Origin of the sequence: Paenibacillus sp. FSL R10-2748 (assembly GCF_038005565.1) — a bacterium.
In the GTDB taxonomy this organism is placed as follows: Bacteria; Bacillota; Bacilli; order Paenibacillales; family Paenibacillaceae; genus Paenibacillus; species Paenibacillus polymyxa_B.
This window is the reverse complement of sequence record NZ_JBBOTK010000004.1, coordinates 157,199-169,329: the sequence shown is the minus strand read 5'-3', so window position 1 is coordinate 169,329 and position 12,131 is coordinate 157,199. Positions and strand designations below refer to the sequence as shown.

Annotated in this window: 8 protein-coding genes; 3 read left to right on the top strand and 5 right to left on the bottom strand. The window is 46.7% G+C overall.

Annotated elements, in window-relative coordinates; translation table 11 throughout:
- The first annotated feature begins 44 nt into the window (after positions 1-44).
- The gene (gene fabV / locus NSS66_RS13820; protein WP_028542496.1) at positions 45-1,232 is read left to right on the top strand and encodes an enoyl-ACP reductase FabV; all 1,188 of its coding nucleotides are present in this window, start codon (positions 45-47) and stop codon (positions 1,230-1,232) included.
- A gap of 298 nt (positions 1,233-1,530) precedes the next feature.
- On the top strand, positions 1,531-1,683 hold the full coding sequence (locus tag NSS66_RS13815; RefSeq protein ID WP_023989813.1) for a DUF1540 domain-containing protein: 153 nt from the start codon (positions 1,531-1,533) through the stop codon (positions 1,681-1,683).
- Between the two features lie 190 nt (positions 1,684-1,873).
- Here NSS66_RS13815 and NSS66_RS13810 read toward each other — a convergent pair whose 3' ends face one another.
- Together NSS66_RS13810 and NSS66_RS13805 are read right to left on the bottom strand one after the other, a co-directional pair.
- The gene (locus NSS66_RS13810; RefSeq protein ID WP_279835797.1) at positions 1,874-2,077 is read right to left on the bottom strand and encodes a hypothetical protein; all 204 of its coding nucleotides are present in this window, start codon (positions 2,075-2,077) and stop codon (positions 1,874-1,876) included.
- Positions 2,078-2,170: 93 nt separating this feature from the next.
- Positions 2,171-2,542 carry a DUF4190 domain-containing protein gene (locus tag NSS66_RS13805; protein ID WP_025720792.1) on the bottom strand — a complete coding sequence of 124 codons (372 nt, stop codon included), beginning with the start codon at positions 2,540-2,542 and terminating at the stop codon, positions 2,171-2,173.
- Between the two features lie 223 nt (positions 2,543-2,765).
- Here NSS66_RS13805 and NSS66_RS13800 point away from each other — a divergent pair, with 223 nt between their 5' ends.
- A complete protein-coding gene (locus NSS66_RS13800; protein ID WP_028542494.1) occupies positions 2,766-3,353 on the top strand; it encodes a hypothetical protein in 588 nt (195 codons plus the stop codon).
- A gap of 11 nt (positions 3,354-3,364) precedes the next feature.
- Here the strand turns inward: NSS66_RS13800 and lpdD are convergent, their stop codons facing one another.
- From lpdD to NSS66_RS13785, 3 genes are all read right to left on the bottom strand, one after another.
- On the bottom strand, positions 3,365-3,712 hold the full coding sequence (gene lpdD, locus NSS66_RS13795; RefSeq protein ID WP_279835801.1) for a prenylated flavin chaperone LpdD: 348 nt from the start codon (positions 3,710-3,712) through the stop codon (positions 3,365-3,367).
- A gap of 305 nt (positions 3,713-4,017) precedes the next feature.
- Complete coding sequence (locus NSS66_RS13790) at positions 4,018-9,516, bottom strand: S8 family serine peptidase (protein WP_340959136.1); 5,499 nt, start codon at positions 9,514-9,516, stop codon at positions 4,018-4,020.
- A gap of 566 nt (positions 9,517-10,082) precedes the next feature.
- The gene (locus tag NSS66_RS13785) at positions 10,083-11,708 is read right to left on the bottom strand and encodes a S8 family serine peptidase (protein WP_340959135.1); all 1,626 of its coding nucleotides are present in this window, start codon (positions 11,706-11,708) and stop codon (positions 10,083-10,085) included.
- Positions 11,709-12,131: the final 423 nt, after the last annotated feature.

Genomic DNA, 12,131 nt, shown 5'->3' with positions numbered 1-12,131 from the left:
AGTAAGGGGGAAGATCGCTACAAGAAGAGAGGAATTACAATAACATGATTATCAAACCAAGAACACGTGGCTTTATCTGCACCACTGCTCATCCGGTGGGCTGTGCCCAACATGTTCAGGAGCAAATTGACTATGTACAGGCCCGTCCTGCTATCCAAGGACCCCGTAATGTACTTGTGATCGGGGCATCTGCCGGATATGGGTTGGCCTCTCGCATTACTGCCGCCTTCGGTGCGCGTGCCAATACAATTGGTGTATATCGCCCTAGTAATGCTACCGCCACACGTACAGCATCGGCAGGCTGGTACAATTCTGCTGCATTTGAAAAAGCTGCTCAGGAAGCTGGGCTTAAATCCTTAAGCGTAACAGGCGATGCCTTCTCGGATGAGGTCAAATCCAAAACGGTGGAAGCCATTCGCGAAGAACTGGGACAAGTCGATCTGGTGATTTACAGTGTCGCTTCAGGTCGTCGTACAAATCCCCGCACAGGCGAAACGTTTAATTCCGTGCTCAAACCTATTGGTAAGCCTTACACAAACAAGACCGTTAACTTCCACACCGGGGAAGTCAGCAGCGTGACGCTTGAACCCGCAACAGAAGAAGAAGTACAAGCAACTGTAGAGGTTATGGGTGGTGAGGACTGGAAATTGTGGATTAACGCCTTGCGTGAAGGCGGTGTATTGGCTGATACTGCAACAACCTTTTCCTTTTCGTATATTGGTTCAGATATTACGCAAGCCATCTACAGAGAAGGCAGTATCGGAAGTGCAAAGGATCATTTGGAGGAGACAGCACATCAGCTGAACGATCAGCTGAAAGTTACAGGCGGACGCGCCTTCGTCGCAGTCACCAAAGGACTCGTTACCCAATCTAGCTCCGCTATCCCTGTCGTTCCTCTGTATATTTCTGCTTTATATAAGATAATGAAGGAAAAAGGGCTGCATGAAGGGTGCGTAGAACAGAGCTACCGCCTGTTTGCTGAGCGTCTGTACGCACCAGAAACTCCTGTAGATGAAGAAGGACGTATTCGTATTGATGATTGGGAACTGCGCGAAGACGTACAGGCAGAGGTTGAGAAGATATGGGAGGCGCTGACGACCAACAATATCTACGAATTGTCAGATCTTGAAGGATATCGTCACGAATTTTTCCAACTGTTCGGCTTTGAGTTTGAGGGCGTAGACTATGATGCTGACATCGATCCCATCGTAAATATTCCTAACGTGCGCTAAGTCTTTTCATATCGTCATTATGTCAGAAAAACAAAAAAAGCTGTTCTCCAGCAGAGAAACATTTCGTTCTGCATGGAGGACAGCTTTTGTTTTTTAATTAAAAGGGACACTTGTGTCCGCTTCGAACTGCAAAAAGAAGCAAACATTGCAATTTTAAAATTCATTTGATATTGTACAAGTAGGCATAGCAAAGTCCCTCTTCCTAACAAGAGGGTAAACACAGTTGGACAAGTCCTACCTTGACTGACCGTGATTATATTTGCTCAGCCCACCACATCCATATAAGGAGGTGTACAACATGGCAAAAGACGTTCTGTGTGAAGTCAATTCATGTACGCACTGGGCCCAAGAGAATAAATGCAGCGCTAGCTCCATTTACATCGTAAGCAACAGACCTGAAGACACTCACAAGTCTGAAGAAACAGACTGCAAAACCTTCGAAGCCAAGTAAATCTTTGATTTCAAGCCTAGTTTTATAATGAAGGAGCCCATGCCCGGGTTCCTTCTTTCTTATGATATTCTAACAAGAATGATAATTATTATCAAGTCCTTTTTCGGTACAGAAAAACGCTATTCGCTTGTATACAATCATTTCTCTGCTACTTTATAAATCCAAGCCGAAAAGGACACTGCTGTTCTCTCTAAAGACAAAAAAAAGAAGCGTCGCTCTGAACGATTCGCTTCTTGTGCTTGATCTTCTGTAATTGTTCTTGCTTGGTCGGCTTCATTCGTATGTGCTGTGAAATCTCGCCATAATGGTCATTCGTTTTGCGGCTTTGTGCCGCGCAATAGATTCCAGCGCGTTTTGCCTTGCTCAACGCTTTTTGTGTTTGAGTACGTGCCATATGGCTTCACTCTCCTTCATTGGACTCCTTTTATCATAGCATCCAATCGTCAAATCGTGAATGGTTTGTCTGACTCAAGCATTCTTCAATTGATTAAATGTCTGAAAAAATATCCGGATCGCCACTGGAGGCCGCTACAATAAAAACAATAACTATAAAAATGATGATCAGTGTATAAATCAGTGTACCGATAATACTACATACCAATCCAGCAATGGCCATACCTCTGCCTTGCTCGCCATGACGGTTAATTTCCTTCAGGGAAAGGCTGGACAAAATAATACCCACAATTCCGATAATCAACCCAATATAGGGAATGACAACAGATAAAATCCCGAGCACCATCGAGGCAACAGCTTTACTATTTGTAGGTGGAACTACTGGGGGCGGGTTAAATGGGGCGTTATAATCGTTCGTCTCCTGAAAAGGATCGGAAGATCGAGGCTCCTTGTACAAATCACTCATCTGTTAAATTCAACTCCAATACGAAAAATAGCAATTATATAAGTTCTAGGGTACCACAATCTTACAAATCAGGACAGTACTTATTTCGAATTTTTAAATTAGAACGTTAAAAAGAAGAAACCTAGCGATATTAGCACTTTTTGAGGTAACCGGGCATACAGTATTGTACCTGTTACAGATCAATTGCGCTCCATGAGAGCATCCTGCCAAGGAGGTCGGAGCTATGCTATATCGTGCAACATCCCGCAGAAAGGGCTCGCCTCACAAACGTTTAAATGCAAACACACTTAGGATAATTTCCACTGCCATGCTGCCATTTTACAAAGCTATTGCAACTCGCCGTGCGTTTGCAGTTCAATGGTCACGAGCTGTCGTTCAGGGCAATTTGGATCGGATGAAATCCCTTCTCTGCTCAGTAGCACCATTTGCCGCCAAACAAGGCTTAGGCACGAATGGCATCGGCTACTTTATTTCCTTTTTAGCTCAGCCACCGATGCTCTATTATACGAATGGAACGACGATTCCACCGGGGACTGTGCAGTTTACGTTTGAGCCGAGAGTTCATCGCGCCATTGCAAAAGCCGTTTTTCCGCTGTATCGCGAATTGGCACGCAATCCATGTTTTGCTTCTGCCTTTGCCAAAGCGATCAACAGACAAGACCAGCGTGCAGTTCATGTCATGATCCGTAGTTTGATTCCATCCTCTGCGCTGAAATCTGTACAAATTGAGGATGATGGCTTTGCATTGCTTTTTAAGTATCCCTTTAGTAAGTACCCATATCGCAATCTGCTCTTTCGGGAGTTCACTTAAAAAGGTCGCTACTAGCGTTCTTGCTTGAGTTCTCCAATGAGCTCTTTCCCCAGTTGTATAGCCATATCTGTCAGCACTCGGATTTCATCCTTGGTTGCATGATCCAAATGTGCCCCGCAGCAAATGGCAAAATTGCCTGCAAACTCTTTTCGCAAGCGAACTGCAATTTCTTCGGTAATATAAAACTCCTTGTGATTTTGCAATTGCACAGTTTGAATAGGCTCGAGTCTGGCCCCTGCTGTAATCGTTCCCAAATGAGGCTGATCACCGCCTGAAATGAGTACAATGATATCTTCCCCCATAAAATAGGCATCCAGCACAAGACGGATACGTCCGCTTTCTTTTTGCAAATGAATCAATAGGATCCTCTCCTGCTAAAAAATATTATTCAGGATTTTGCAAAATTCGATTCCAGTCGCTCCAAAGTGCAATATATAGACGAACTAGACCATTTCGATCTATATATCGTTTATTGAAAATCGCTTATTAGATTTTTGCAAAATCCTCTATTGTGAAACGATTCACTTTATAGAGTTCTACTCATTGTACCGCTTCTTGAACGGTTCGACAATTTAAAAATGGCCCACAGCAGCCTCTATAAACCGTGGCTTGCTGTGGGCCTTCATTGTTATTCTAAAAGAAGCATTTCCTTTCCTACTGGCTGCTAACGGATCGTGATCGTATGCACAGTCTTACCACTTGCGCCGTCATTATCCGTCACCGTTAGCTCTACGGTATACGTTCCAGCTGTGGTGAATTTATGCTTCACCTTGGAACCGACCGCCGTATCGCCATCGCCAAAATTCCAGCTGTAACTAACGATCTCACCGTCTACATCACGGGAAGCTTTGGCGTTAAATTGTACATTTTTGTTCTTCTTAGCTGATTCATTAGCCTGAATAATGGCTACCGGCTTCTCATTGGATGGATTCGGATCAGGGTTCTGTCCTCCACCATTGGCTACATACAATCTTCCCGGTGCCTCCGTCTCCACTTCATTTCCCGCTGCATCCCTTACCCGGATCACGATGACTCCGCCTTCCAGATTCAGAGAAGATGAAGTGAAATAAGTACCTTCATAGTGGCCTGACGAAGTTTCATTTAATGGAATATCGTTGCGGCCCAAAGTGGACAGGTTGAAAGGCAGCTCCACATGGAAGGACGCCTCCAAACCGGATGCACTGTCAAAGGATACTCGTACCGGCTGCCCTGGAGTAATACGCACATCCTCAGCAGGGCTAATGTTTTCAAGCTTCGGCAGAGCTGTATCGACATACACCGAGCGCGTAACACTTGTTTCGTTTTCGGCAAGATCCTTGGCCGTCACCGTAATTTGATTTTCACCTTCGTTGATAAGCAACCGCTTGTTAAAGCTGCCGTCACTTCCAAATTCAGCGGGCTCACCATTAATCGTCAATTCGGTGAGGAACTCGTCATACACGGTACCGACTACACTGACTACACCCGCGTTTGTACGGGCCCCTTCATCAGGTGAAGTCAGGATCAGACCCGGTTTAGTCTGATCGAGTGTCACAACCACCGTTTCGGAACGATCCGTTAATTTGCCGTATACCGCTGCTTGAACACTTAGCGGATTAGCTCCTGGTTGAAGATCAACCGACAAACTGAAGTGGCGATCCTTCACTTTCGTTGTGCCAGCCAGCTCCTTACCGTTAAAGAGCTGAATATCGGCTCCTTCTGCCGGGGAAGTTCCTGTTACGGTAATCGACTCTTCCTGCGTATACGTAGCCTTCGTAGGAGTCGTAATCGTTGGAGCATTCACCGGATATCTGACGATAGCCCGGATCATGTAATTCCCTTCCTCCTCAGGTGATTGGCTCCATGCGCCGCTTACACCTTGCCAGCTGCGAAGTGCATTCGGGCCACTCTCATCTGTAGCAAGACCCGGCGACTGTGTGCCTACAGCAGACTGTGTATATACGATGTAGAAGTCACCTTGAACCGTCACCGGCTCTGGAAGCTGCACCGTCGTCCATTGTGACTCGTCCCGCACGGCAGTCCCGTCGAATGGACCAGCCAATAATCGTCCAGGCGCTCCTGCCGCACCGGAGGCGTCATAGACAGAATATTGGAATGCCGTTCCTCCCGGATTCGGGAAGGCAGAGTTCCAGAACAAAAGCGATGCTCCTGTCACTTGAGCCACTTCCGACTCAGGCGTCATTCTGACTGCCCATGAATTGCCTGCCGCGTTAAAGGCTCTAGCATTTTCTCCTGTCCCGTCATCGTAGGCAATGCCTCCCTGGAACCCGATGAAAGGTTTCAACGTGACATTCGCTTCCACACTACCGTTCGCAGGAGCAGTAACGGATACACTGTCACTATAATAATTCTCAGCTGAAATGGACAATGTGTATGTTCCTTCCAGCACGTCCAGCGTAAATTCTCCAGCCTCATTCGTCTCTACCGGAGCAATACGCGCATCCTCCAGCACCAACACTTTCGCTTTTTGGATCGGTTCACCGGATTGCTTGTCGGTAATGACCCCGTGAATCGTACCGTGAGGTACGGCCTGAAGACTAAAGTTTGCTCTGATGACTTTGTTATTCTCAATCGTGACTGCTTTCGTTTGAGGCACATAACCATAGGCTTCAGCCTTCAGCGTATAGTCGCCCGCTACATGGGTGAAGCTGTATTTGCCCGTGGTCGGATCCGTTTTCACCGAACGTCCGGTTTCCAATACCGTAACCGTAGCGCTGGCTGGAAGACTGTCGAGCCCGACACGTCCACTATCCACCGTTGTTTCTGCCGGCTTCACTTTCTCCTGGAATTCACTCTTTTCAGTGCTTGTAATTTTGTACAGCGGGAATTGTTCTTCCGCTTTTTCCAGCTTGATATTCGACTCAGGTACGATGTCCTTGGTCACTGTCGTAGCTGGAATGCCCAGCACACGGAAATCGTCAATGTACCAGCCGTTCTTGTTCACACTGTTATCCGATTTCAAACGGAAGCGAATTTGAATCTCATTGCCGGTGTAGCTATCCAGATTGTAATAAACTGGAGTCCACTTTTTCCCGTTCGTGTTGTGAGAGAACTTGCCCAGCTCGCTCCACGTGTCGCCATTGTTTTTGGACACTTCCACATAACCGTAATCATAGCCGGCCTCAATTTCAAACCAGTGATTGAAGGTCAGTGTTGCGTTGCGTACAGCCTGCAAATTAATTTTGGGAGAAACCAGCGAAAATTCAGCTCCGTTCTCATAATTGCTATCAAGATCGGTTGCCCACACATTGGGTCTGGACGCTGCGCTCTCTGGTCCTACTTCCTTGGGAATGCCGCGTTCCCACTCATCCTTGGTACCGGAATGAGTCCAGCCATTATCCGAGCTGCCGTCAAAATGATCGCTATACAGCGTATCCGGCACGTCTACTCTCAGAGAAGCCTCATTCGACTTGATTCCTTCATTGCCACTATAATCCTCAGCCGCCACTGCATAATGATAGGTTGCTCCACCGACCGTGATGGTATCTGTGAGTGTCAGTGCTGAGGTTGTACCGATGGAAGTATAATTTTTGCCTGATTGGGTAGAACGATACACCTTGTACTGCTTTACATCCTCATCGGAGGAAGCATTCCATGCTAGTGTAACGTTGCCCACAGTATCTGCTTCAGCAGTCAAATTGCTCGGCGCAGCAGGTGCAACGGTGTCTGGCTCCTGAATCGACAGATCGTCAATATACCAGCCATCTTTCACAACCGTATTGTCACTCGTAAAGTTGAACAGGAGGTATACCTTTTGACCCGCGAATGCCCGCAAATCAAGATATTGTGTTTTCCAGCCGTTGCTGGTGCCGGTAAACGATAATACCTGCTCAAACGCATTCTGATTGTTTGTGGTTGCTACGTACACTTTGCCGAAATCAGAATTGTTTTCAAGATCGTACCAATGCTTGAAGCTGACCAGTGCCCCTTTTGAGCTCTCGGTCAGATCAATCGGAGGGGCCATAAAATAACTGTTGGAGTTGGCCTGATATTGGCCTTCGAGATTAGTCGCGATGACCTTTGTACCCGAATGTGCGTTTTTAGGGCCGCTTGTCGGAGTTCCCCATTTCCAAACACTGCCCTGTCCACCGATATTAATACCGGCAATGTCTTTTTCGAAGTCTTGTGTGTAGCCTGGTTTTACGCCTTTGGAGATTTTAACCTTGTATACTTCAGTTTCAAATCCATTATTACCATAATCATTTACACGAATATAGTATTCCAGACCAGCGCTGTCCACCAAAAAAGTCGGGATAGACGCTTGATATGTACCATCTTTGCTGTCGCCGGAGGTCCGTTCTAACGGAATATATACATAGTTTGACGTACCTGCTGTTTTGGCAAATGCCTCAACGGCTGTCACGCCGACATCATCCGTTACATGAGCAGTCAGAGGTATATCAATACCCTCGAATGCCGCTGCGGGCGGTGTATGCTCGAGAACAGGTGCTTCCAGATCGTCGCCCCCCGTTACAACTTTACCAGACACGGAGCCCAGACCTTGCATGACCGAACCGACTGCATCCAGCGCATTAATAACACCATGTCCGTAGCCATTATTTGGCGAAGTAGGATATGTGCTGTCCGTGCGCGGTGTAGCTGTGTTCATCAAAATTTCCTCAAGCTGATCTACGGTAAGCGAATGATTCGCTTGCAGCAACAGAGCTGCAAGGCCCGCAACATGAGGTCCCGCCATGGAAGTACCGTTATACCCGCCTTTATAGGCGCCACCAGCGACAGATGACCGGATATTAACACCCGGTGCGGAAACTTCTGGCTTCACCTCACCATAGGGTGATGGTCCTAACAATGAGAAGCTGGCCAGATTATCATTGCTATCCGTGGCTCCAGTAGCGAAGGATTCCGGATAGTTTGCCGGATTGGCTACCGAGGCAGGTCCGCCCGGATTGGAAAGAGAGGTATTACCTGCGGAGAATTCGGGGAAGATTTGAGCATCCCGCCATGCCTGAACCACAGGCCGGAACCATTCATCAAGACCCGGTCCACCTCCCCACGAGTTGTTCACTACGTCTGGAGCAAGCTCGGGATGAAGATTCCCTTGGGCATCTTTTGGCGCAAGCAGCCATTGACCGCCATCCAGTATAATTGCATCCGTCGTTTCCGGATTAAAAATCCGAACCGCAATCCACTTCGCACCAGGAGCAACGCCAACTCGGTTCGTTCCGTTTTCCTCAGAGCCGACCATCGTGCCCATCGTATGTGTACCATGGGAATCGTCTTCCTGATCGACCGGAAGCGTCGCATGACTATGCGGATCGTACCAGCTCAGCTCGGGATTCACGACATTGCCTGCCGCGTCCAAACCCCGCCATTTACGATGAAGGGCCGGATGTGTATAATCTACACCTGTATCCAGATTGGCAACCACGATTCCGGTTCCGTCAATTCCCTTTTCCCACACTTGTGGTGCGTTAATATGGGATATGTTCCATTCCACCGTAGATGGGTCTACAGCGTTCTTACCTGCATTGCCAGGCTTAGCCGATGTTTTGCCATCGTCCTTCTCCAGCTCTACAGCCTTCTCTACCGTTGCAGACTTCGCCGTTGCTGCTGTGGCTGTTTCAGCCGTTTTGGCATTTGCTCCCTCTGCTTGCTTGTCAACCGTCACCTTTTGCAGATAACGCGTTTCATTCGGCAAGACTTTATCGACCTCAGGCAACTGCGAAATATGATCCAGCACCTCCTTGGTGCTTGTTACAGCCAATGCATTCACAATAAAAAAGCTTTTATATTCCTTCACTCCGCCGCTCTCTGATTGCTTATCCAAATAATTTTCAAGCCCATATTGGGTTCTTGAAGCCGTTTCACGCAGAGAACTGATCACATGGCTGCGCGCAGCCATTTTGGCAGCGGAAGGTGTTATTTTCTCAAGTGAGGCCTTTTGGAGTGCATTTTTGGAAACCTTGTTGGTGTCTACCTGTTCTTTTAATTTGACCAGATAGGTAACATAGTTATTCTCCTCAAACTGTTTGGTCAGTTTCGGGGATACCTTCGCGGTCGTGACCTTGTGCGAGGCGGATTTCAGCTCCAGCTTGGAGCCATCCGGTGTGTTATTCGCCAAAGCAGGTTGAACAAAGGAAAAGGCCATTAGCAAAGATAGTCCGATAGATAGTGGTTTCTTGAATCGTTTAGGTTTAATCAATTACTTCTCCACTCCTTTTACTAGGTTTAATGTTTCTGGAATAACCTGTACAGAGTAAGACCTCATACCTTACACATCAAACACACGGGTTGCGCAACACGATGTGGTTGGCGACCACCTCCTTCATAGAATATAGAGGCACAAAAATATTTGGCTGTTCATAGGTGTTGGTACTTCATAGGTGAGTTTACAATCCCAATAGGAAGCGATGAAATTCAGTAGAAACCAAGGAGAAAAAGCAGGAGAACTTCGAAGAAAAACATGTTATATCATTACAGTTTATATTAAAAATTGATATATAATCATATATTATGGAATAGTATAAAGTTATCAAAACAGATATACAAGTCATTTTTTTGCATTTTTCTTGAAATTCTATGACTTTTATATTCTTTTATGTACGAAAAGCCCTTTTTTGCGGCTACGTAATAGTGCATTACACGGTTAACAGGTGTATGCAATCTCTGTACGAGCCGCTCAAAGGGATTTTGGGGGTCTTTCTTAATCCTATCTTTCGCTCTATATCTTGTTCATTGGAAGTCGCCTATGGGATTTTTGCAAAATCCTCACTTAAGTACGGAGTTCACCGCAGCAAGCGCGTCGATCAGACCATATCCGTAACCATTGTTCGGTGAAGTCCGATACTGGCTATCTGTCAGCGGCGTCGCTGTTTTTGAAATAACATCCTCCAGTTGATCCACAGTCAAAGATGGTTTGGCCTGAAGCAGTAATGCTGCTAATCCAGCAGTATGCGGGCCTGCCATGGAGGTACCGTTCCATCCCCCCTCATACACTCCGCCCGGTACAGAAGAACGGATGTTGACACCAGGAGCCGAGATTTCAGGCTTCACTTCGCCATAAGGAGAAGGACCGCGCAGCGAGAAGCTGGCCAGCTTGTTGTTAACGTCGGTGGCTCCTGTCGCATAGGCTTCCGGCAGATTTGCCGGATTGGCTACAGACCCAGGTCCGCCCGGATTGGACAATGTTGTGTTGCCTGCGGAGAACTCAGGGAAAATCTGAGCCGCTCTCCACGCCTTGGTGACTGGTCGATACCATTCATCCAGGCCAGGTCCACCGCCCCAAGAGTTATTCACCACATCCGGTGCAAGCTCAGGGTGCTTTTTACCGTTTTTATCTACAGGAGCAAGAATCCACTGTCCACCGTCCAGTAAGATGGAGTCGGTCGTATCTGGATTGAATACTCGAACCGCAATCCATTTGGCGCCAGGGGCAACACCGATTTCATTCGTACCGTTGCTGTCCGAGCCAACGCTCGTACCCATTGTATGTGTACCATGTCCATTTGAATCAGTCGGCAGCGATGCTCCATCAACCGCATCATACCAGCTCAGTTCTGGATTAACGACCTGACCGGAAGCGTTCAGACCACGCCATTTTCTTTTCAACGCCGGGTGAGTATATTCAACGCCTGTATCCAGATTGGCGACTACAATGCCTTTGCCGTCGATGCCTTTGGCCCAAACCTGTGGTGCTTTGATTTTAGAGATATTCCACTCGACACGGCTTGGCGTTACCGCATCCTTATACACGGATTCTTCCACCGATTTTTGCGCATTCTCTTCCGTCACAGCCGTATCTACAGCGGCCTGATCTGCAACCGCTTGGTCAGCTGTAGATTCCTCAACTACGGGCTGGGCATCCTTATCTATTTCTACCTTTTGCAGTTCCCGCTTTTCATCCGGTAAAATTTTGTCGATCTCAGGAAGTGTGGCGAGATTATCCATGACCTCTTTGGTGCTGGTTACCGCAAATGCGTTCACGATAAAGTAACTCTTGTACTTTTTGACGTTTCCGTTATTGACTTCCTTCTTTAAGTATTCCTCCACGGATTGTTGCGTTTTTTCTGCTGTATCCATGAGAGAGTTCACAACCGTTGTACGTACAGAAAGCTTAGCAGCAGCGGGTGAAATCTGCTCTGCAGAGGCCTTTTGGAAAGCATGCTTGGCAACTGACTCCGTATCCACCTGATCTTTTAATTTAACCAGATAGGTGACATACTCACTGGCACTGAATTGTTGGTTCAGCTTGGCAGAAACCTTGGCGGAAATCGTCGATCCTCCTGCTGAGGTGGTTGTGCTGGAATCACCATATACCGGAGAAATCAGAGAAAAAGCAAGAAGAGCAGTAAAACTGACCGACAGCGTCTTTTTGATATTTTTCGACTTAATCAATACCTTCCATCTCCCTTTACTTGGTTTTTTAATTCTCAAGGACAGCCTCCGAGTAGCTACGTCAAAAGCTCACAAAATAGCCTCTGGTACTCACCTCCTTTAAAAAATATAGATTCCGCTGGGGTGAAATCCATAGGTCATCATTCTGAGGTGAATAACCCTTGGTGCAGACCGCAAAGAACGAGCATCGGGTAGGAACAGGTGGACAAGTTTGAAAATAGTAAGTGAAAAAAATGAAGAAAAAGGTAGGGTAAGAAACTAGAAGTGATCGAGGAGGTTGATAAGCAAATATTAAAATACAATTTAAAACAAAAGAATGAAACATATGGTATCTTTTGAATCTAGTATAGTGTCATAAAATCAGATATTCAAGCATTTTTTTGAATTTTATTCCTTTTTTTTCTTTAAGAAGAGAAAAATCTC